Origin of the sequence: Chlorogloea sp. CCALA 695, assembly GCF_003003885.1 — a bacterium.
In the GTDB taxonomy this organism is placed as follows: domain Bacteria; phylum Cyanobacteriota; class Cyanobacteriia; order Cyanobacteriales; family Chroococcidiopsidaceae; genus Aliterella.
In genome coordinates this window covers 57,002-78,524 of sequence record NZ_PVWN01000012.1, presented here as the reverse complement: position 1 = coordinate 78,524, position 21,523 = coordinate 57,002, and the positions used below count along the sequence as shown (strand labels likewise).

18 protein-coding genes are annotated in these 21,523 nt (G+C 42.6%); 9 read left to right on the top strand and 9 right to left on the bottom strand.

Annotated features, from left to right (window positions below; all coding sequences use genetic code 11):
• Positions 1-6 precede the first annotated feature (6 nt).
• The 4 genes from C7B70_RS08980 to C7B70_RS08965 are packed head-to-tail and all read left to right on the top strand — an operon-like array spanning position 7 to position 3,704.
• Entirely contained in the window at positions 7-1,554 is a 1,548-nt protein-coding gene (locus C7B70_RS08980; RefSeq protein ID WP_106368713.1) for an NADH-quinone oxidoreductase subunit M, read from the top strand.
• The gene (locus C7B70_RS08975) at positions 1,551-2,684 is read left to right on the top strand and encodes a CO2 hydration protein (protein ID WP_106368712.1); all 1,134 of its coding nucleotides are present in this window, start codon (positions 1,551-1,553) and stop codon (positions 2,682-2,684) included. The genes C7B70_RS08980 and C7B70_RS08975 overlap by 4 nt, the downstream gene beginning before the upstream one ends.
• A 40-nt stretch (positions 2,685-2,724) precedes the next feature.
• The gene (locus tag C7B70_RS08970; RefSeq protein WP_106368711.1) at positions 2,725-3,417 is read left to right on the top strand and encodes a carbonic anhydrase; all 693 of its coding nucleotides are present in this window, start codon (positions 2,725-2,727) and stop codon (positions 3,415-3,417) included.
• Between the two features lie 41 nt (positions 3,418-3,458).
• A complete protein-coding gene (locus C7B70_RS08965) occupies positions 3,459-3,704 on the top strand; it encodes a DUF2281 domain-containing protein (protein ID WP_106368710.1) in 246 nt (81 codons plus the stop codon).
• A 140-nt stretch (positions 3,705-3,844) separates the two neighbouring features.
• Here C7B70_RS08965 and C7B70_RS08960 read toward each other — a convergent pair whose 3' ends face one another.
• Positions 3,845-5,929: an NAD(P)/FAD-dependent oxidoreductase gene (locus C7B70_RS08960; RefSeq protein ID WP_106368709.1), complete on the bottom strand. Its 2,085-nt coding sequence runs from the start codon at positions 5,927-5,929 to the stop codon at positions 3,845-3,847.
• A 156-nt stretch (positions 5,930-6,085) separates the two neighbouring features.
• Here C7B70_RS08960 and C7B70_RS08955 point away from each other — a divergent pair, with 156 nt between their 5' ends.
• Both C7B70_RS08955 and C7B70_RS08950 read left to right on the top strand, forming a co-directional pair.
• Complete coding sequence (locus tag C7B70_RS08955) at positions 6,086-6,319, top strand: hypothetical protein (RefSeq protein WP_106368708.1); 234 nt, start codon at positions 6,086-6,088, stop codon at positions 6,317-6,319.
• The gene (locus tag C7B70_RS08950; protein ID WP_233220863.1) at positions 6,301-6,981 is read left to right on the top strand and encodes a phosphatase PAP2 family protein; all 681 of its coding nucleotides are present in this window, start codon (positions 6,301-6,303) and stop codon (positions 6,979-6,981) included. Before C7B70_RS08955 ends, C7B70_RS08950 begins: the two co-directional genes overlap by 19 nt.
• 141 nt (positions 6,982-7,122) lie before the next feature.
• Here C7B70_RS08950 and C7B70_RS08945 read toward each other — a convergent pair whose 3' ends face one another.
• The 4 genes from C7B70_RS08945 to C7B70_RS08930 all read right to left on the bottom strand — a co-directional run bounded on the left by C7B70_RS08945 (position 7,123) and on the right by C7B70_RS08930 (position 12,817).
• On the bottom strand, positions 7,123-8,010 hold the full coding sequence (locus C7B70_RS08945) for a tetratricopeptide repeat protein (protein ID WP_106368707.1): 888 nt from the start codon (positions 8,008-8,010) through the stop codon (positions 7,123-7,125).
• A gap of 82 nt (positions 8,011-8,092) precedes the next feature.
• Entirely contained in the window at positions 8,093-9,652 is a 1,560-nt protein-coding gene (locus C7B70_RS08940; RefSeq protein WP_106368706.1) for a TolC family protein, read from the bottom strand.
• A gap of 260 nt (positions 9,653-9,912) precedes the next feature.
• Positions 9,913-11,559 (bottom strand): AarF/ABC1/UbiB kinase family protein, encoded by a 1,647-nt coding sequence (locus C7B70_RS08935; RefSeq protein WP_106368705.1) that lies wholly within the window; start codon positions 11,557-11,559, stop codon positions 9,913-9,915.
• A gap of 196 nt (positions 11,560-11,755) precedes the next feature.
• Positions 11,756-12,817, bottom strand: coding sequence for a mannose-1-phosphate guanylyltransferase (locus tag C7B70_RS08930; protein WP_199192153.1), 1,062 nt, complete (start codon positions 12,815-12,817; stop codon positions 11,756-11,758).
• A gap of 43 nt (positions 12,818-12,860) precedes the next feature.
• Between C7B70_RS08930 and C7B70_RS08925 the strand changes: the two genes are divergently transcribed.
• Positions 12,861-14,279 carry an LCP family protein gene (locus tag C7B70_RS08925; RefSeq protein ID WP_233220862.1) on the top strand — a complete coding sequence of 473 codons (1,419 nt, stop codon included), beginning with the start codon at positions 12,861-12,863 and terminating at the stop codon, positions 14,277-14,279.
• A gap of 16 nt (positions 14,280-14,295) precedes the next feature.
• Positions 14,296-14,847: a pentapeptide repeat-containing protein gene (locus C7B70_RS08920; RefSeq protein ID WP_106368746.1), complete on the top strand. Its 552-nt coding sequence runs from the start codon at positions 14,296-14,298 to the stop codon at positions 14,845-14,847.
• A gap of 41 nt (positions 14,848-14,888) precedes the next feature.
• Here C7B70_RS08920 and C7B70_RS08915 read toward each other — a convergent pair whose 3' ends face one another.
• From C7B70_RS08915 to pilM, 4 genes are all read right to left on the bottom strand, one after another.
• On the bottom strand, positions 14,889-16,958 hold the full coding sequence (locus C7B70_RS08915; protein ID WP_106368704.1) for a type IV pilus secretin family protein: 2,070 nt from the start codon (positions 16,956-16,958) through the stop codon (positions 14,889-14,891).
• A gap of 384 nt (positions 16,959-17,342) precedes the next feature.
• On the bottom strand, positions 17,343-18,092 hold the full coding sequence (locus C7B70_RS08910) for a pilus assembly protein PilO (protein WP_106368703.1): 750 nt from the start codon (positions 18,090-18,092) through the stop codon (positions 17,343-17,345).
• Positions 18,092-18,931: a PilN domain-containing protein gene (locus C7B70_RS08905; protein ID WP_106368702.1), complete on the bottom strand. Its 840-nt coding sequence runs from the start codon at positions 18,929-18,931 to the stop codon at positions 18,092-18,094. Before C7B70_RS08905 ends, C7B70_RS08910 begins: the two co-directional genes overlap by 1 nt.
• Positions 18,924-20,042, bottom strand: a complete 1,119-nt coding sequence (gene pilM, locus C7B70_RS08900; protein WP_106368701.1) for a type IV pilus assembly protein PilM — start codon at positions 20,040-20,042, stop codon at positions 18,924-18,926. The genes C7B70_RS08905 and pilM overlap by 8 nt, the downstream gene beginning before the upstream one ends.
• 133 nt (positions 20,043-20,175) lie before the next feature.
• On the opposite strand from pilM, the gene C7B70_RS08895 reads away from it, so the two are divergent.
• Positions 20,176-21,489, top strand: coding sequence for a sugar ABC transporter substrate-binding protein (locus tag C7B70_RS08895; protein ID WP_106368700.1), 1,314 nt, complete (start codon positions 20,176-20,178; stop codon positions 21,487-21,489).
• Positions 21,490-21,523 lie beyond the last annotated feature (34 nt).

Here is a 21,523-nt window from a genome sequence, read left to right as displayed (position 1 = left end):
AGAACGATGCTCAGTGCTTTAATTTGGATACCGATATTAGGGGCAATTATTATTGGTCTATTGCCTAGAAAAGCCAACCCCAATAGCTTTAGACTTGGAGCGATAATTGCGATCGCGCTTTCTTTGGGCTGGACAATAGTTATTGTTACTCAATTTGATATTACTAACCCAAGTTTGCAACTTACTGAATCTCTACCCTGGATAGACTCGATTGGACTGCGCTATCAATTGGGGGTAGATGGTTTATCTTTGCCTTTGCTGGCTTTAAATAGCTTGCTAACTTGGATTGCAATTTATAGTAGCGATAAATCTGTAAGTCGTCCTAGGTTTTATTACATTTTGCTGTTGCTGCTAAACACAGGTGTAGTTGGCGCTTTTTTGGCGGATAACTTGTTGCTGTTTTTCTTATTCTACGAGCTAGAGTTAATCCCCTTATACTTACTTATTGCTATTTGGGGAGGGGAAAAACGCGCCTATGCAGCCACAAAATTTCTGATTTATACAGCTATTTCCGGCATTTTAATTCTGGCAGCATTTTTAGGATTAACTTGGCTAAGTGGTTCGACCAACTTTGATTATCAGCCTTTATTATCCCAAGCTTTACCTGTTGGACAGCAACTAATACTTTTGGGGGCGATAATAATTGGCTTTGGGATTAAAATTCCTTTAGTTCCTTTCCACACCTGGCTACCCGATGCTCACGTTGAAGCCTCAACCCCCGTATCGGTGCTATTAGCGGGAGTTTTGCTGAAATTAGGTACTTATGGAATATTGCGGTTTGGTTTAGGTTTATTTCCCGAAGCTTGGACAGTTTTAGCGCCGATACTGGCGAATTGGGCGGTAGTTAGCGTACTTTATGGGGCTTTTACTGCGATCGCCCAAACTGATATGAAAAAAATGGTAGCTTATAGCTCTATTGCTCATATGGGTTACGTGCTTTTAGCGGCGGCTAGTGCTACTTCTTTAAGCTTATTAGCCGCCGTTTTTCAAATGGTTAGTCATGGGCTAATTTCCGCGCTACTGTTCTTATTGGTGGGTGTAGTCTATCAAAAAACTGGCACTCGCAACTTAGACACTTTGCGCGGTTTATTGAACCCCGAACGCGGTTTGCCTTTAATTGGTAGCTTAATGGTATTGGGAGTGATGGCAAGTTCGGGTATACCGGGAATGGTAGGTTTTATCTCGGAATTTCTGGTATTTCGCGGTAGTTTTGCAATGTTTCCTACCCAAACATTGCTCTGTATGATTGGTACGGGTTTGACCGCCGTTTACTTTTTGCTGTTAGTTAACCGCGTCTTTTTTGGTCGTCTTTCTACCCCGGCGCTTAATTTGCCCCCGGTGAGTTGGTTTGACCGCACTCCAGCCATGATTTTAGCGGCGGCGATTGTAATATTTGGGTTACAACCTGCTTGGATGTTGCGTTGGAGTGAGGTTACCCTCTTGCAAAGGTTTGGGACGGAATCATCCGTACCCAAACTTTCCGCAACCACAATTATACCAACACCCACAGCTATTGTTAGCCGTCACAGCACTTTAAACGAGTATCAGCGATGATCGACATTACAAGTTCAAAATCTAGTCATCCCTTAGCGGCGTATATTGAGCGGCTAAAAACTGGGGAAGCTTTGCTAAAAGATAGTAAAGAAAATGTTTTAGATGTAGTCGGGATCTTGAAAAGCTACGGCATCGTGCTAGAAGCTTACTACAAAAATTTAATCTACATTTCTGAGCATCAGTTTTTGGTGATTTTTCCCTTTTTTAAATACTTCAATGGCGATGTTTCCTTAAAAAAACTGCTGAAACATTGGTGGGGCGATCGCATTAATTACGAATACGCCGAATACTGTATGAAAGGTATGCTTTGGCATGGTGGCGGCGCTTTAGATAAGTATTTAGATTCGCCAGAATTTATGGCATATAGTCAAGCAGCAATTAAGGCAAGATTTAAGCAAAATCCGCTGATGTTGGGATTAAATCAACTTTTCCCCGACTATCTCCCCGAACAAGTACGCCAACAAGTTTATTACAGCGCCCTAGGGCAGTTTTGGCGGGTAATGAGCGAGATGTTTTTGAACTTAAGCGACTTGTTTGATAAAGGTGAAATCCAGTCGATTCCCCAAGTTGTAGACCACATCAAAAATGGCTTAGTTGCGGCGGCTAGTTTACCGATTAATTACGCTGTTAAGCTAGATGGTTGCAGTTATGACATTATTCCAGCGTCGGCGGGGATAACATTTTTAGCAGATACCGCCGTCCCTTATGTAGAAGCAATTTTCTTTCGGGGTACACCATTTTCAGGGACGGTTTCTTACAACGCTCAGGCGCATCAAATTCCGCCGGATTTGACTCGCTTTGATTATGGCGCTTTGTACGCCGATCCTTTGCCTGTTGGCGGTTCGGGCATTCCTCCAACGTTGTTAATGCAAGATATGCGGCATTATCTCCCAGATTATATCCATGACCTTTACCGCGATCGCAGTCGTCGAGGAGAAGACGATTTACGGGTACAAATTTGTATCAGTTTTCAAAAGTCGATGTTTTGTGTTACCACCGCCGCCATTTTGGGATTAATGCCTTACCCCCTCGATAGCCAAGATCCGGCTGATCAAAAAGCTAACCAAGTTTATTTAGAAGGGTGGATGGATCGGCTGGTTACTTCTCAATTGATTGAAGCAAATAGTTAAAAATAAATTCTTAAAGCACTGTACTACTTAAAAAAACAAGATGAAAAAGATAATTCAAGGTGTACATAGCTTTCAGACAAATTACTTAACAACTCACCGGGAAATGTTTGAGTTGCTCTCTCAAGGACAGCATCCAAGAGTGTTATTTATTACTTGCTCTGATTCTCGAATTGACCCAAATTTGATTACCCAAAGCGAACCAGGGGAAATGTTTATTATCCGCAATGCTGGTAATATCATTCCGCCCTATGGTGCGGCTAATGGTGGGGAAGGCGCGGCGGTAGAATACGCTGTGCAAGCGTTGGGAATTAGAGAAATTATTGTTTGCGGTCACTCTCACTGTGGCGCGATGAAAGGATTACTAAAATTGGATAAGTTAGAGGAAGATATGCCCTTAGTTTATCAATGGCTCAAACACACTGAAGCCACGCGCCGCACGGTTAAGGATAATTACCAACACTACGAAGGCGAACAATTATTGCAGGTAACTATTGAGGAAAATGTGCTTACTCAACTAGAGAATTTGCGGACTTATCCATCAATTCGTTCCAAGCTGCATAAAGGTGAAATTGAGCTTCATGGTTGGATGTACCACATTGAAACAGGGGAAATATTAGAGTATGACTCTGCTCGTCGTGAATATCTATCGCCTCAAAGTCAGTTTTCGAGAGCTAGTTGGCTGACGGCGGAACAACAAGAGCGCATTTCTAAGGGTTCTAGCAATCTTAAGTAGGTTTTGGGGCAATAACAAAATATCTTAAAAAAGTTAAAAACATGGAAGCACCAGAAAAAACTTATGAGATTGTTAAAACAATGCCAACGGAGCAAGTAAATGAAGTATTAGATTTTGTAGAGTTTCTTAAGCAAAAAACACAGTCTATAGTAATCCCACCAGCTAATAAAATTCCCCAAGGAACTTTAACAGGACTGCGAGGAATTGCCACTACAACCTCAACACCTTTGAGTGACGAAGAAATTGGAGAAGATTATACAAATTATTTACAGCAAAAGTATCAGTAGTGAAGGTTTTAATAGTAACTCGTGATATTTCCGACTTTTCAGGCGTTGAGTTATCAATACTATCAATCGTAGAACTTCAACAACTTATTGATTGCTGATTGAACTTATACATAGTGCAATCGCGCTCGCACTGCTAAATCCTAATAATTAAAATGTTGACTGCTTAATTCTGTCTCCCTTTTATCTATCGGTGTCACCGCTCCGCGCAAGTTTGTATAAGGTTGTCCCAGCCCCGCCGTTAACGAATAACTAATGTTGAGTAACTTGAACCATAATGCCGGAAAACGCGGTTCAAGACTTGGTTGAAAACGGCGAACTAATTGAGGAAACCAACTAGCAAATATGGCACTAATTAAAGCGTGAATGCCAAAGTTGAAATAGTTTCCTAGCCAGCGCCAAATGTCTTTCGCACCTGCCAAATCCCAAATCCAAGGCAGTAAGGCGGGGTTTTTAAAAGCTGCTTTGAGCGCCAATCGATTGAAGGTAAACCAACTAAATCGATCTTTAATAAAGTTATCGGCAACCTCTAAGGGTTCGTCAGCTAGTAGCCCAAAAAATGTATTGAGCATTGAGTTGATTCTTTGCGGTGGTAAGTGTTTTCCGGTAGGAACCATCATGCCTTTGGAAAATAGCCAGGTGACAGCAATATTACTTTGATAGGCGCGAATTTGATTTAAGTGCTTCGCGCTCAACAAGTCGTGCTGCAACGCCGTATCTAAAAGCTCTGTCAAACGCCCCAAATTGCGGACTAATGAGCCAAAACCCGTAAATACTAAGGGAGACTGCAAGGAAGCTGCGTCACCGATCGCAATTAACCTGTCAAACGCCACCGTGCGATCGCGGCTATTGCTACTAAAATGCCCTGGAATATAACCAAATGTAGGTTTTTTCCACACTAATTTATCTAAATCGCAACGCCGATACTCTGGCAAAATTGTAAAAAAGTCTTCGTACATTTCCAGCAACGAACCAGGATTAATCTTATTTACTTGGTGGTAGTGAAACAAATAAACAGTTAAGTCTTCCCCAGATCCCGGAAACAACTCCCAAATTAACTGTCTTCCCCGCGACGTATCGCCGTGACTGTTTAGCACGTCTCCATAGTTGCTATCCCACACCCCAGGCTCAAAACCACTAGCTACAACCGCTCCTACAGTGGGACAAACGCTATCAAAAGCTCGTTTACCGTTCAATTGCCAGGCGATCGGCGAAGCTGTCCCCATCGCATCTACTAATAAACGTCCGCTTACTTTTCGTTTTGTAAAGTTTTTTAAATTTTCAACGGTAACTGTAACTTGCGACTTATTAACATCCGCTTGCACAAACTCTGTTAAGTCCCAAATCTCACCACCGGACGCTTTAAGCTTTTCGCCGCATAACTGTAGCAATTTTTCTGATTCTAAGCAAATATTTAATACTGTAGGAGTATGCAATACTGCTGATTTTAGATAATTGGGATTATTCCCATCAAAAAATTTATTAAATCCGTCAATATATTCTCTAGCAATAATACTTTCAGCTTCGGTGGAGGTTAGCAAACCCAAGTCAATTAAGCTTTGCAACTCTGAGCGCGAAATATTCCATTCTCGGTTCATTTTGCCAAAAGGTAGGCGTTCTAAGAGCAATACCCGATAGCCTAACTGTGCCATAACAGCCGCGTGAATTATTCCCAACGCACCGCCAATATAGATTAAATCGTATTCGGGCTTTTGTTCAGTTTGTTCTTGATGAGAAAATACTACCTGCTTAGTCGGCTGCTCGTCTTTACAGACTCCTTCGCGCCATCTCTGTTCCCACCAGTAGACGCGCTGAAGATCCTTTTCGCCATTGGGCATTTTTTGAAAATACTTCGCCGTCAAGGGGTAATAGGGTGCTAAAGCTTCAAAAATATTACTATTAGCTAAATCGATTGTCGGTGGTTCGGGATATAGCTGGGGAAACTTGACATTTAGTTGATTTGTCAACTGAGTAAGCAGCTTTTGTTCGTTGGGGAAAACTTCACCTAAGCGAAATACTTTTAAATAAGTTGTGCGTTGTACAGACCAAGTAAAAATTGAAAGTTCGGGGATACTGGCGTTAAGGCTTGTAGTTTTAGCATTCTGCAATCGCACACCTACGGGAGTCGTTAGCTTTTCGCAATTTAGGGGTAGCCAATCTTCATGTAGCCACTGGCGGACGCAAGCGGTTTCGGGTGTAGGAATTTCTATATACAGGATTTCTTTCATTTGGCGATTTTAACTCTTAGTGAATTACTTAGAAAGGCAGAGTTGACAAAGCTACAGATTGCGCTACACTTCCCTTACAAGATAAATGAGAATTTGTTTAAAAAAGTTTACATTTAAGTTAAGTTTATTAGAACACCCCCCTTTTAACGTTACGCCATGCCTTACCCAATTCCCGCTAGTCCTCAAGAATTTGTTGCCCTTCGTCAAAAACCCATTGACGAAGAAATGGTTGCAGCCGCGATCGCAGGTGTGATTAAAATTGTCAGCGCTAAAGGGCAATCTTTGGAACAATTAACCGCGCAGTTGTTAGCCGATGACAGTTTACTCGATATGCAGCAGCGTCAGTGGCTTAGTGATGTGGTGGCTAATGTTTGGGAAAGCTTTACTTAAAACAAATAGTGCGATCGCGTTTACTTTCGCTTTTACTCAAAGTTAGAATCGGCGGCTTATTATTAGCGGCTTTTGCCTTGTGGGTATTTGCCCAAATTGCCGAAGAAGTTTTAGAAGCAGAAAGTTATGCTTTTGATACCAGTATATTATTGACGATTAGAAGTTGGCACTCGCCGCTATTAGATATAGCGATGCTGGGAATTACATTTATTGGCGACCCCTTAGTATTATCAATTATCTGTTTGATTTTAGGCGCTTGGTTGTTACAACGCCAACAGAAGTCGGAAGCTACAACTTTAGCGATCGCAGCTACGGGAGCAATAGGACTAAATATACTACTCAAACAGCTATTTAGCCGCGATCGCCCTGCATTATGGGATCGGATAGTAGATGTAGGTCAATACAGCTTTCCTAGCGGTCATGCAATGGTATCAATGGTAATTTACGGCTTTATTGGCTATATCTTGGCAACTCGCTACCGTCGCCAGCAAGTAGGGATTATTAGTTTAACTACTTTATTAATTACAGCTATTGGTTTTAGTCGATTGTACTTAGGAGTGCATTGGCCCACTGATATCATTGCCGGATATGCGGCGGGGTTGGTGTGGCTGATTGCGTGTATTTCTAGTTCAAGAATTTGGCATAGATACCGAGCAAAGTAGAATTATTTTGCCAAAACGCGATCGCGCAATGAGTATTTTTACGGATTTGTTTGCTAAAAATGCCGAAAGCTTGAAGTTTGTCCGCTTAAGTGGAGACGTTGCAGCGCAACGCCTCTACCTTTTTTGATCAGCAATGATCAATTATTGTCGTGTGGGCGCTGGACTTGCTGGTTGTGGCGGTGTGGGACTTGCTTGCAACGAACGAAGACGAGGAGAAGCTAATAGTTTTTTGGTGTCGTTGAGTAAGCGAGTTCCCCACAAATTTAGTTTGAGAAACTCCAAGTCGCCATAACGACTATCTATTTTTAAAGCCGCTTCTCCCGCCGCTACACCTTGTTGTTGTTGCCCTTGAGCGTAGAGAGCCGCCGCTATAGCTAGTTGAGGCTCGGCGGCTTGCTTGTCGATTTTTAGGGCATTTTGCCAAGACGCGATCGCGCCTCTAGTATCTCCTTGCTCGTATTTAATTAAACCGATATTGTTAATTGCCGGCCAAAACTTTTTATTTCCCGCCACGGCTTTATCGTATTGAGAAATTGCCTCAGGTAAACGATTGAGCTTGTAGTAAGAATTACCAAGATCGAACAAAGCTTCAGGATCGTTGGGTTTAAGAGCTAAACCTGCAAGGATATTATCTACCGCCGCTTGGTACTTCTCTTGACCAAAATTTGCCGAACCCAAAGCAAACAAAATTGCTGGATTTTTGGGATCTAAAGTTTTTGCTTGTTGTAAAGGCGCGACAGCTTCAGCAAACTTATTTGTTTGCAAATATAAGCCACCTAACAACAGCCACGATTGGTAGCTTTTGGGGGCTAATTGCGTTGCTAACCTAGCTCGTGGTAAAGCTAATTCGTATTGTTGAAACTGTGCCAACTGCGCGGCTTCTTGAGCCAGACTTAATCCTTGTTTTTCTAGTTCTGCACTATTGATTTGCACCGTATAGGGAACAAGTGCTTGACCTTGGGCGGGTAAACTTAATCCCCCTGAGCCAATAATAACCAGTAACGATAGCCAATAATTCCGATTCGGCACAAAAACGCCTCAACCAACTTTAGATAAATATTTCGATTACAGGGATTATGACACTAAACCACACTGATTAACCGTAGCACTTCTACGGAGCCGAGCCAGAACTAATTGCTCTAGTCAAACTTGCCAATGCGCGGTTGTAATCTAAAATCGCTGTGACTCGATTGCCTTCTGCTTGAGTTAAATCGTTTTCGGCGCTGATGACATCGGTTTGAGTTCCTACCCCAGCTTGAAAACGCAACCTTGCTAGGCGCAATGCTTCTCTAGCTTGTTCCAAAGCAACGGAAGCTGTTTGAATGTTTGCTAAATTTGATTGCAAATTGCTATAAGCTTCCTCAACTTCAAACCTTACTTGGTTGCGAGTATCGGCAAAACTTGTTTCAGCGATCGCAATATTTACCGATTGCGCTCTAGCACTAGCTCTCGCTGCACCGCCATCGTACAAGTTCCAGGTAACATTTGCCCCTAGGGAGTAATCATCGCCGAAGCTTTCGTCATCACTAAAAGTATCGCTAATGTTGTAGTTGCTGCTAACTGCAACTCTAGGCTTGATACTCGCTAGAGCTATTCGTCGGTTTTGTTCGCTAATATTACGCTGTACTAACTCTTGTTGTAGCTCGGCTCGATTTTGAAAAGCTTGAATGATACTTTCTTCTAAAGGTAAGTTCCAAACTCCGGCTATTTCTACGGGATCTGAGGCGATCGCATTGGCTACTTGGGCTAAACTTAGACGGTTTACCAACTGGCGGCGAGACACTTGCTGTTGGCTTAAAGCATTAGTCAAATTTTGATTGGCATTAGCAAGTTGGACTTGCGATCGCAAAACATCAAACCGAGTCCCCACCCCTGCTTGTTCTAGTGCCTGAGCGTCGCGTAAACTTGCTTCAGCGTTAGTAACTGCTGCCCTATTAATCCTAACTTGTTCGTCGGCTTGTTGCAGGTCGTAGTAGTCGTTAGAGACATCTAAGCGTAATTGCTCTGTTAGGCGTTCTACGTCTAATTGATCAAAGCGTAGTTGTTCTTCGGCGGCGCGGATTCGAGCAGTTCTCTCCCCGGCTGTATAGACGTTATAACTTAGTTCTACCGTACCGCGTAAGGCTGTAGAACTGCCTGTACTACCAGTTCTTTGCTGGTTGGCATCATAGCTAAATACATCGCTTGCGGAGCTATTTAACCCCCCTTGGATGCTTAAAGTTGGATACTCTTGGGCTTGCGCTTCTCTAACGCTGGCGCTACTGCGATCTAAAGTCAATATAGCAATTTGCAATTGCCGATTATTGCGCCGCGCTAGTTCAAAAGCCTGTTGCAAGCTAATTCCTTCGGCGGGTTCTAGCCGCACTTCATCAGGTTTAGTGGGAAATTGTAACGGATTGGGGCTAGGGTTAAACTTGCTCGGTGCGGGGAGGCTTTGGGGCAAAACTTCCGTAGGAGATCGCAAATTTTGCGGAAAACCTGGCGTTTGAGCTAGATTCGATGGCTTTACTCGTTTGATTTTCTGCCCAAAATTACTTACCTTGAGCTTAATAGTTTGAGACTTGCTATAAATCCCTGTTACCGCCTCCGCCGATACTTGACTCGCCCCAACAGACTGTACCAAGACTACTATGGTACTAGCTAGGCAAAAGTTATTAAATATTTGTCTCACCACTTCTCCTCACCTCACCACACAAAGAGCGCTTCTCAATTACTGTATAGGCTTTATTCCCCTGGCGTAAAGATAAGTACCTTACTTAAATTTCGCATACTAAGTAAATATTATACCTATTTAGCAAGTCTGCACTTAATTAGCAAATATTTCGATATTTTTTAAGCTTTGACGCAAAATGCTATCAAAATGAAAGGCAATTACTGAAAATTAGTAATTGCCTTTTATAAATTTAATTACAAATTTCGTCGCACTTTAAACTACTTCAAGCCTCCCGAACGGATAATACTAAAAATTAGCCATAAACCTAACAAACTCGCCGCAGCAAATAACACGCTACTAGGTAAAGACAAATCAGTTGTTTGCGCTTTACTAGAAATAATTGCTGCTCCCATAATTAAGGAGCCTACCAAAACACTAAAAGAGAGGCGATTAGCAGAATCGTCCAGGCTACGACGCAGCCCATCAAGTCCGCGTAACGATATGTTCCATTGCAAAGTCTCAGAAGTTACGCGATCTAATAATAATTCAATGTGTCGCGGAGATTGGAGAGACAAGCTTTTAACGTCTAGGGCTGTTCTTAACAATGACTGAAGCGGATTTGCGCCTAATAATTGTCGCCTAAACAAGTCAGTAATTAACGGTTTAATTTCATCTAATAAATTAACTTCAGGATTAAATTTACGGGTAACTCCTTCTAAATTGGCTAAGGTTTTAGCGTATAAACCCAAATTACCAGGCAAGCGAATTTTATTGTTACGAGCAATTTGTAAAACTTCGTAAAATATCTGACTAAAATTGATTTGCGAAAGACTTAAATTATAGTATTTTCGCAGCATTCGGTCGTAGTCATTCTCCAAACGCGATAAAATTACAGGTTGAGCAGAATCCGCCAACTGCAACGTTAGCTGGCTGCATCTTTGAGCATCTAGATCGACGATCGCTAATAGCATTTCTGTTAAAATCTGCTGAGTGCGCGGATCTAACCTACCTACCATGCCGCAGTCTAATAATGCTACGCGCCCATCTTTAAGATAAAATAAGTTGCCGGGGTGAGGATCGGCGTGGAAAAAGCCGTCAATATATACCTGCTGAAAAAAGCAACGAAATAGTAAAGAAGTAATTTCGCCCCGTTCAAGTTTAGAGTCTAAACCGTCGCGATCGCTATTTAAGGTAGCCGATAGCAAGGGGCCGCCATCTAACCACTCCATTACCATAATTTTCTCTGTAGTCAGATCCCAAAAAATCTCTGCGACAACCAAGCGTTTAGAGTCAAACCAGCGACTATCTGCTAAGTTTTGCCGCAATTGGTCTGTAAAACTAGCTTCGCGTTTAAAATCTAACTCAGCCTGCAATGCCGTAGTAAATTCTTCAGCCAGAGAATCTACCTCGTAAGTTTGTCCAAACTCCGTACGAGCAACTAAATCGGCAATCCCACGAATCAAAGAAATATCTTGAGCAATAGTAAGATCGATCCCAGGGCGCTGCACTTTTACCGCCACTTCTCGCCCATCGATCAAAGTAGCGCGATGAGTTTGAGCAATCGAACCTGCCGCTACGGGAATGGCACTAAAACTAGAAAAAGTTTCATCCATCGGACGACTTAATTGTTGCCGTAATAGAACTTCAATATCTGCCCAAGGTACGGCGGGTACTTCATCTTGAAGCGTTGACAGTTCCTCAATATAAGCAGAGGGCAATAAGTCCGGGCGCGTACTTAATAGTTGACCCAGCTTGACATAAACAGGGCCCAAATCTACCAAAATGTTCCGCAATACGGCGGGGGTGGGCAACTGGGGTTCGTCGGCTTTGCCGCCTGTTAAAATGCGGCGCATATAGTCCCAGCCATTGCGGAGGACAACTTCAATAATTTCGCGTTGACGGGAAGTAGTTTGAGTTAAAAACACAAGTTATGTTAAATAAGGGAAACAATAGTTGAGAGCCAATAAGTTTTGCTCGAAACCTATTAGGCAAATACAAGCAATAGGAAGTTATATAGCGTCTTTTTAGCCGCCTTATACAATAAATTGCCCGTCAAGATTGTTTGGTTGTAGCTCAAAAAGCAGCTTTATCGCCTCTATCAGGAGTTTACTTTTGACATATTTATAATAAATCTGTAAATTTTGGATCGTCTTTGAGCATTTTCAAGACTTGCTTAATTTCTTGGGTGCGGTCTTTTTTGACAATTAAAGTTACATTGCGATCGCGCACAACTACAACATCCTCTAAACCAATTGTAACTATGACTTCGGTGTCGTCAGTACAGTAAAGCAACGAGCCTGTAGTATCTAGTCCCACATGATTTGCTACTTCTACATTAGGTGCATCGGTTTTTAATAAGCGCTCAATGGCATTCCAATCGCCCAAATCGTCCCAAGCAAAGTCTACAGGTAATACATAGGCTAGTTTTGTTTTTTCCATCAAGGCGTAGTCAATACTAATTTTAGGCAGATTTGCATAAGCCCCTACTCCTTGGGCTGCTAGGGGTTGGATAATTTCGGGGGCGTAGGTATATAGTTCAGTGATAACTACCCCTGCTTTGAAAATAAACATCCCACTATTCCAGCTAAAGCGCCCAGTAGCAATAAATGATTCGGCGGTTTGGCGGTCGGGTTTTTCAGTAAAACGATTGACGCGGTAGACAGGTAAACCGCCAAAAGTCGCGGTTTGTTCTCCTTGCTCAATATAACCGTAGCCTGTAGAGGGATAAGTTGGCTTTACACCCAAAGTTGCGATCGCATTTTCCGTTGCAGCGAGTTCCACTGCCGAGCGTAAAGTATGCTGAAAACTAACAGGATCTTCAATCCAAGGATCAGCCGGAAAAAAGCCCACAATTGCATCTTCTCCGTAGCGCTTGGCAATTTCTAAAGTCGTCCAAGCAACGGCGGGGGCGGTGTCTTTGCCTTCAGGTTCGGCGAGGATATTTTCTAGAGGTAATTGTGGTAGCTGCTCTTTGACTCCCTCAGCTAAGGCAACAGATGTGACGACGAGCAACCTATCCCACCCTCCAGAAAGGGGTAGCAAGCGCTCGGCGGTGGCTTGGAGTAGGCTTTTGCCGCTACCGTCCAAACTTAAAAATTGCTTGGGGCGATGCGTGCGACTGAGGGGCCAAAAACGTTCGCCTTTACCACCAGCTAAAATTACCGGAATCATTGAGCTAGTCATAATTAATTATTGCCACGATTTGCAAGGATAGTTTACTTTATCAGTGGCAATATTAACAGCTTGCATTACTATACCTGTAGTGCGATCTTATTTGGGAAAAATAGTTGTGGTTAAGGGAGTCCAAAGAACCTCTAGTTCGTCTGTCCGTCGCCAATTGGTCAAACACAGTTTGGGAACGTTGCGTTATCGATTGTTGCTAACTTGGCGCAAAAATCCCTTGTTATCTTGGACGTGTTTAATTACCTTTTTTGTGTTGCTAGGAGGTAATGCGGCGCTACTTACCCCAATATGGAGCGATCGCGCGCCTTTAAGTCAAGAGCAACGATTGGCAGATTTATTAAGCAAAGGCAATAAATCTGTACCTTTTTCCAATCAATACCAAATATCTAGACCCGTAAATATTCTAGTTTTAGGTATCGATCCTGTGGGGGAAAACAAAGGCGATATTTCTCAGTCAGATATGACAGCAAATAGCGACACAATTTTATTGCTGCGGATAAATCCCAACTCTCAGTTAATTAAAGTTCTATCAATTCCTCGCTCTAGCATGGTAGTTTTACCAGAAATTGGCTTAGGACAAATATTGCTGGCAAATGCTAGTAGTATAGCCACAGCAACGCGGGTAGTAAGTAAAAGTTTAAATAATGTACCCATTGACCGCTACTTGCGCCTCCGCCCGGAAGGATTGCGAGAATTAGTTAATGCTTTAGGCGGAGTAGAAGTATTTGTTCCTCAACCAATGTCTTACCAAGATGTTAGCCAAAAGTTAACTATCGATCTTGAAAAAGGCTGGCAAACTTTAACGGGTGATGAAGCTCAACAATTTGCTCGATTTCAAGACAAAGAAAATGGCGACTTGGGACGGGTGCAAAGGCAGCAATTGCTAATTAAAGCTTTAAAAAATCGGCTGACAAATCCGGCAATTATGGCACGTTTACCGCAAATTGTTAGCGTCGTCCAAAATTATGTCGATACTAACCTCAGCCCGGAGGAAATGCTAACTCTTGCCAATTTTGGGGCTAAGTTAGATGCTCAAAACTTACAAATGGTAATGCTACCAGGCTTTGTTAGTTCGCTTAGTTTAGATCCTAGTAGCTATTGGCTCGATCCCTCCAGTCAAGATCGAGTAATGAGCGAGTATTTTGGGGCAAAAGTTCTGAGTACCCCCAAAGTGCGATCGCTCTCTACAATGAAAATTGCTGTACAAAATGCTTCTGGTCAACCTAGTTTAAGCCGTCGGGTGGCAAGTTCGCTTAAAGCTCAAGGCTTAGAAAATGTTTATGTAAGTTCCGATTGGTCAGACCAATTAGCGCAAACAGAAATTGTCGTACAGCGCGGTGACTTGACTTCAGCTACCGAGCTACAAAAAGTTTTGGGCTTAGGTAAGGTAGAAGTAGCCGCAACGGGGGATCTTGATTCTTATTTAACTTTGCGTTTAGGTAAAGATTGGCGTGAGGAGTAGTATAGTTTTAACTCAAATGCGAATTCTTATATTGTCTGGGGATACTTTTAAATTCCCTCTCTTAAAAAAAGCTTTGTTACGTTTGCTCAGTCTAATTTTAATCGTAAGTCTTGCTTGTTTATGGGTACTAATAGCTGCAAAACCAGCGTTAGCCCAAGATAATACGATTAATTACAACAACACCAATTTACAAAACCGCGATTTTTCCCACACTAATTTAGTTGGTGGGGTGTTTGTCGCCGCCGAGATGCGGGGGGCAAATTTTCAAGGTGCAGATTTGACTAATGCAATTATGACTAAAGGCGTTTTGTTAGGAGCAAACCTAGAAGGGGCTAACCTTTCGGGTGCATTAGTAGATATTGTAACCTTCGATAATGCCAACTTGAAAAATGCCATTTTTACTGACGCAACCTTAACTCGTTCGCGGTTTTTTGACGCGGATATTACGGGCGCAGATTTTAGCAATGCTTTAATCGATAGATACCAAGTAAGTTTGTTGTGCGATCGCGCGACAGGGACAAACCCAGTCACGGAGATAGCAACAAGGGAGAGTTTAGGCTGCAAATAAATTGCTAGAAAAAATAATCCTAGCAACTTTTGTATTACTAATTATTTGGTATTGACTTCTTTTAGTTGCTTACCCGAACGACTGCGTTCTAGCAATTGACGCGCATCAGCACCGGGGTTATAATTCTCAAAACCCGCACTACTGCGCTCAGAATCATCAAGAATTTGGGGAGTGAGCAAGACAATTACTTCTTGGCGTTGATTTTGTCTGTTGGTGCTTCTAAATAATGCACCTAATAAAGGAATGTCACCCAAAATTGGCACTTTAGAAACTGTTGTGCGATCGCTGTCTTGAATAATTCCTGACAAAATCAAAGTTTGGTTATCGCGCAAACGAATTAAACCAGAATTAAGACTTCGTTCTGATATCAGGGTAAATCGATCTCCTTGAGATGTAACGGCCTCGCCTTGAGGTGCTTTAACGATGGGAGCTACAGATAGGGCGACGAAACCGTTATCGTCGATCCGTTCGACTCGGATAGTAACAGTTAAACCTACGTTTACTTTCTCAATTTCTTGAGTTTCTCTACTACTACCTTCAGTGTCAGTAAAAATAGTTGTAATTTCTCCTACTACTTCTTGAGTCAAGTTGACATTAGCCTGCTGACCTTCTTGGACAATTAAAGTAGGGTCGGTTAAAACTTTAGCATTACCGTTGACAACTTGAGCTTGTAAACCAGCGATTAAATTATTCGTCGCCCGAGGGGCATCTCCTGCAATATTTATAGTTGCCGAGCCAGCGTTATTTGTAAAGAAGTTATTGCCGATGCCAAAGGAAAAACTTGTATTGAAGTCTTCGGTAGCCAAGAGATTTACATCTACGATTTTGACGTTTATTGCTACTTGGCGACGACGGGAATCAAGCTGAACTAATTGAGCAGTCGCTACATCTAGTTGCTTAGGCGTACCAATTAAGGTGACAGAATTAGTCCGCTCGTCTCCTAAAGCCTGCAATCCTCTTAGTAAAGGTGTAGAGTCTTGAAATTCTATGCGTTGCAGTTCAATTCTTGTTTCTGTGCTGGTTTGGGTTTGAGTGGCGGGAGTTGCCGAACCGCCAACGGGTACAGCATTAACGCTCGTAATTGTTCTTTCTCTACTCACGGCACTTTCTGCACCCATGCCCACTAAAAAGTTTAAAGCTACGCCTACCGTTACTTGATTGAGCCTAAGACTGCGTACTACTAAATCGCGGGATTGGTTGGGCAGTCTTGTACCTACAAAAATCGTCCGTCCTTCGCGGTTTGCTTGCAATCCACTTAAGCGCAAAACGTAGTTAAAAACGTCTTGCACCGATTCATTCTCAATGTCTAAAGAAATTTTTGGCCCCTCTGCGGTGGTAGCAGGATCGTTAGGCTGGTTCTGTTGTCCGGCGGCGGGGGCGGCACTAAAAGCAAGGTTTAGTCCGGCAGCACGGGCTAGTAAGGCGAGAACTTCCCTAACTGGGGCTTCCCTTAATACCAAACGTGGGACGCGCTCTTGCGTGCCTAGATCGATTTGGGCGGCAGAAGAATCGGTGCTAGAAATGGCAATATCTCCTACAGGCGGAGCGACGGCTCTAGGTAATGTTGGTGCAACGGCTCCGCTAGTTGTAACCCCATCAATCGTGACGTTAGGATTGGGAACCATTACCCCAGGATTTTGCGCGGTGGGAGTTGCTCCACTAGAGCTAGGGGCGGCAGCCGTAGGCGCTGCGGGGGTCAAACTTAGGGTAAATCCTTTGTCAGTGCGATCGCTAATTTGACCGTTGGGGGCGCTGTTGCTGCCTGTAACCACAATCCGAATGCTATTTGCGTCTAACCGATTAATTATGACCGAAGCCACTCCTGGCGCGGGGTTAACTTGGCGAAATGCGTCTCCTTGAGGTAGTTGTAATTGCGTATTGATAATGTCAGCAACAAAACTATTTCCTCGCTTACTGGTAAAAATTTGCGGACGCTTGCCTGTAGAGGTTTCTAAGACTAAATTCAAGCCACCACTTGTTTGATTTAGCTGGACGTTTATTACTTTTGCTACTTGGGCAAATCCCGGATGGGCGGCCATCAATACCACTGTTGCTCCTGCAACTATTACACTACCATTAATCCAAGGATTTTTCACGTCTTCACACTTCACTAATTATAAATATAGATGTTTACTTGAAAGCCGAACTAAAAATACTAAACTTAGTTATTTATTTAGATTTAATTCCTTAAATTATGCTGATTTGTTTACTTTACAGGCAGATAGTTAAGGGTTACTATACTACCTTTTCTTAAAGTTTTTTTTGTACTTTTCATCTATTAAACTTCCCCAAAAACTTATCTCTATCTACCGTAAATATACAAGCGAGAATTTACGGATAACTTCACTTAATCTTTATTGTAAAATTTGTCTTTGCTAAGTAATTACACGCACCTATTAGGTTTGATGATTTTAGAACTAGGCAAAAATGCTAGATAAAGAAACATTAAACAGAACTATTCCTAAAACATAGTTCTGGGTCGATTCATGCGTCATCTACTGTTTAGGAGCGGCGGCGGCGGCGGCAGCAGCAGTTTCTTCGGGAGTAGCTGGAATTAGCGCTTGCAGTTTGAACGCTGTATTGATCGAAGCTGGAGGTAAGCGCCCCGTAGTAGGATCGACCGGATCTTGCTGCAACGTTGAAGTGTACTCATTGACAATCAACAACGGTTGCAGGCGCTCCATGTTGCGAAATATTGACTGGGTTTGTTCGTAATTTCCAGCAAGGGAAATATTAATTATGCGGCGTTTTAATTTGCCGTTTACTTCCGAGCCAAAAGAACCATCGTTGATTATTTCGGCGGATTGATTTACTGGTTCAAATTTTTGTAGTTTAGCAACTGCCCCACCAGTAGTTGAATTACCCGAATCAACTAGGCGGTTGATGTCTAGCAATAAAGTATCCAAGGTTTTTTCGTTAGCAAATAAGGATAAAATTTCTGTTTGATTTTTTTTTGCTGTGTCTAAATCCTTTTTTAGTTCTTCGCCTTGCTTAATATTGGCTTGTTTTTGACTAACTTGTGACTGTTTGAGATCGCGGTCTGCTGTTAATTCTCCGTATTTTTGCCATAGGGGCGTAACATAGCTATTAGCCAAGTAAGCAGCTAAAGCGAGCAGTGCTACAGCGATTAAAATGCCGCTAACTTGTGGTGTTAGTTTGATGCCAAACAAAGAGGGGGAGTTATCTGGCGAGCCTTGTAATTCTTGCCCTTCGCCGACCGTAATAAAATCATCGCTAAACGTCATTATTGGATAAGTCCTTTTTGTTGCAGTGTCCGAATTCGCGTTACTAGACCTAAAGTACCTTTGCGTTCTAACTCTCTTAATAGCTGAGTTGCACCAGCATCGCTGAAAGTTGATTGAATTGTATAACTTACAACTTGTGGCAACCTACCGCCTCCCCTAGCGCTTGATTGTACGGGGTTTTCCACCAACGTAGCGGTAATTATTCTTGTTTCAGCACTTTGGAGGAAAGAAGATTGCTTGAGAGTCAAAATTAAATCGTTTACATCGTTGAAGGAGCGCGCAAGCCCAGAAATCTCTACCCCACTAACGGGAATCGGAGTCGCTGGGGGAATGGGGACGGCGGCAGGTGTCGCTGCTGGCGTAGCTGCTGGGGTGGCTGCGGGTGCGGGGGTAGCTGCGGGTGTGGCTGCTACAACCGTTTGTGTGGGGGCAATTTGCTTGATACTTTGAATTTGGACGGCATTAGCGGGAATGCGATCGCGAATATCCTGCAAAATAGCTGACCAAGGTCTAATCTGGTTAAATACCGTAGCTAACGCTCTATTTTGCCCCTTAATTTGCTCCAACTGGGTTTTAGTGCGTTGAATTTCTTGTTCTTGAATACCCAACGCGGTCAGAGTTTGGTCTAACTGAGCTACTTCTGATGTTAACCTTGAATTTTGGGCTGACAAAATTACTAGCCCCGCTCCTACCAAGGCACAAGACGCTAACCCTACACCCAAACCTATATAGATGGGGGTCATGTCTCCCGAAAGGCGAGGAACGCTAAAGTTTCTGGAGACGGTATCTGCCTTTACTGGCTTGCGACTTCTAACAAAATTTACATCGAGACTATACATCGCTCCACGCCTCTCTAAGTCCTAATCCAAGTACAATTCCCAATCCCGGTCTTTGAGCTTTGGTAAATTGATCTTCGTTTACTTCTAGGGACAAAGCAGACACGGGGTCTATCTGCACTGTTGGGAGGTTTAACTTTTGGCGAAAAAACTCCTCTAGGTTATTAATTCCGCCTCCGGGCCCTGCTAATAAAATTTGCGTAATTTCCAAGTTGCTATTTTGATTAAGATAGAAATCGAGAGAGCGGCGTAATTCATCCGTTAACTCTCCGAGAACTCTTAGTAATGATGCTATACCTGGATTAGTTGATGTAATCGAATCTTCAACATCATCGCCTTGGGTAGAAGGAATAGAAATCGTTTGTAGCATCCGCGTGTCTCTAGTTGCGGGCAATTTTGTCGCTCTTAATAATGCCGCTTGTAACTGGTAAGTCCCAATCGGTACAGTGCGCGAAAACTGCGGCACTCCATCAACAATAATGGCAATTTCTGTATTGTCAAACTCAATATCCACTAATACGGCGGCTTCTTGAGGGGCAAATTGCCGTAGTTGTTCGCGGATAGTCCGAATTAAGGAAAAACTATTAATTTCTAGCACGTCTACTTCCAAACCTGCTTGGGCAAAAGTATCCATGTAAGTATCTGTAATCTCTTTGCGCGTGGCAACTAGCAGCACTTGAACTTTTTCAATGCCATCTTCATCGACGAAGTACCCCAGCTTTTGATAATCAACGTCGGCTTCTTCCCTAGGATAGGGCAAGTATAGCCCAGCTTCGTGATTTAGTACCATTTCTCGTAATTCGCGATCGTCAAGTTCGGCGGGTAAGGGAATCAGTCTTACTAAAGATTCTCTACCGGGTACTGCGGTGGCGACGCGCTGGGCTGTGATTTTGCTTTCAGCTAAGGCTGAAGTTATTAATTCTGCCAAGGCAGGTGAATCAACAATTTGACCATCTTGGAATATTCCTTCAGGAACCGGAAAAGATGATAATGCCGTTAGTTTAAACCCCTGACGTTGCTTGCTTAATTGAGCTATATTAATTCTCTCTGAAGCAAGTTCAATCCCAACGCCTACTTTACGTTTTGCCAATAAATTTTTAAAACGATTAAACACAGTTTTGTCAATTGCCTAAAGGTTGATAACTAAACTAGATGAGATATTTATATTAATGTCTTCTCTTGCGTAAAGGTAGCTTAAAAATGTCAAACTGCCTTAATCAATCCATAAGTTCTAACAAATGTCAATAATGCAAAGGTTAAAAAATAAAATCAAACCCTGGAAAAAACTCGGAATTTTTGCAATGCTGGGCTTAATGTTAAGCTGGATTGTTAGTTGTAATACAGGTAATGTAAGTACGCAAGCCCCGCAGTCTAGCACTAATAATCCGCCGCTTGAATTTTGGACAATGCAGTTACAGCCAGAGTTTACAGATTATTTCAAAAACTTAATTAGTACCTTTGAAACAGAGAACCCTAGTATCAAAATTAACTGGGTTGATGTTCCTTGGTCGGCAATGGAAAGCAAAATTTTAACGGCAGTAGCCGCGAAAACTGCACCGGATGTTGTGAATCTTAACCCAGATTTTGCTTCTCAACTCGCAACTCGTAATGCTTGGTTAGACTTGGATGCAAAAGTACCAAAGGAGGTGTTAGGGACGTATCTACCGAATATTTGGCAAGCTAGTACTATAGATGGAAAAAGTTTTGGTATTCCTTGGTATTTAACTACACGATTGACTATTTACAATACTGAGTTACTTAAGCAAGCAGGGGTAAGTAATCCGCCCACAAGTTATACTCAACTGGCTCAAGTAGCTAAACAACTTAAAGACAAAACTGGTAAATATGCGATGTTTACTACCTTTGTTGCTGAAGATTCTGCTGAAGTATTAGAGTCATTGGTACAAATGGGTGTAACTTTGGTAGATGACCAAGGGAAAGCAGCATTTAATACACCAGTGGGAAAAACAGCTTTTGAATACTGGGTGAATCTATATAAAGATGGTTTACTACCGAAAGAAGTTTTGACTCAAGGACACAGACATGGTATAGAGATGTATCAATCTGGAGAAGCGGCAATGTTAGCATCGGGAGGAGAATTTTTAACAGCGATCGCAACTAATGCCCCAGCTATTGCTAAAGTATCGGCTACGGCCCCACAAATCACCGGAGAAACGGGCAAAAAAAACGTAGCAGTAATGAATTTAGTGATTCCCCGCGATACCGAACAACCAGATAATGCACTTAAATTTGCCTTATTTGTCACAAATAATCAAAATCAGCTAAGTTTTGCTAAAGCTGCTAATGTTTTACCTTCGACAACCGCCGCCCTTGCTGATAGTTACTTTAAAACTGTTGCAGCCAATGGGAGTGCTTTGGAAAAGGCACGGGTAATTAGCGCTGGAGAGTTGCCAAACGCGGAAGTTTTAGTTCCGGCGATGAAGAATATCAACGTTTTGCAAAAAGCAATTTATGAAAACTTGCAAGCAGCAATGTTAGGAGAGAAAACTGTAGATCAAGCGGTGGCTGATGCCGCCCAAGAGTGGGATAATCGCGCTTAAATACTGGATATGCGATCGCTCTTAGTGCTGCGCG

Coding starts and splice junctions, on each gene's coding strand:
- C7B70_RS08980 (WP_106368713.1), top strand. CDS start 7: ATGCTCAGTGCTTTAATTTGGATACCGATATTAGGGGCAATTATTATT.
- C7B70_RS08975 (WP_106368712.1), top strand. CDS start 1,551: ATGATCGACATTACAAGTTCAAAATCTAGTCATCCCTTAGCGGCGTAT.
- C7B70_RS08970 (WP_106368711.1), top strand. CDS start 2,725: ATGAAAAAGATAATTCAAGGTGTACATAGCTTTCAGACAAATTACTTA.
- C7B70_RS08965 (WP_106368710.1), top strand. CDS start 3,459: ATGGAAGCACCAGAAAAAACTTATGAGATTGTTAAAACAATGCCAACG.
- C7B70_RS08960 (WP_106368709.1), bottom strand. CDS start 5,929: ATGAAAGAAATCCTGTATATAGAAATTCCTACACCCGAAACCGCTTGC.
- C7B70_RS08955 (WP_106368708.1), top strand. CDS start 6,086: ATGCCTTACCCAATTCCCGCTAGTCCTCAAGAATTTGTTGCCCTTCGT.
- C7B70_RS08930 (WP_199192153.1), bottom strand. CDS start 12,817: ATGACTAGCTCAATGATTCCGGTAATTTTAGCTGGTGGTAAAGGCGAA.
- C7B70_RS08920 (WP_106368746.1), top strand. CDS start 14,296: ATGCGAATTCTTATATTGTCTGGGGATACTTTTAAATTCCCTCTCTTA.
- C7B70_RS08910 (WP_106368703.1), bottom strand. CDS start 18,092: ATGACGTTTAGCGATGATTTTATTACGGTCGGCGAAGGGCAAGAATTA.
- C7B70_RS08905 (WP_106368702.1), bottom strand. CDS start 18,931: ATGTATAGTCTCGATGTAAATTTTGTTAGAAGTCGCAAGCCAGTAAAG.
- C7B70_RS08895 (WP_106368700.1), top strand. CDS start 20,176: ATGCAAAGGTTAAAAAATAAAATCAAACCCTGGAAAAAACTCGGAATT.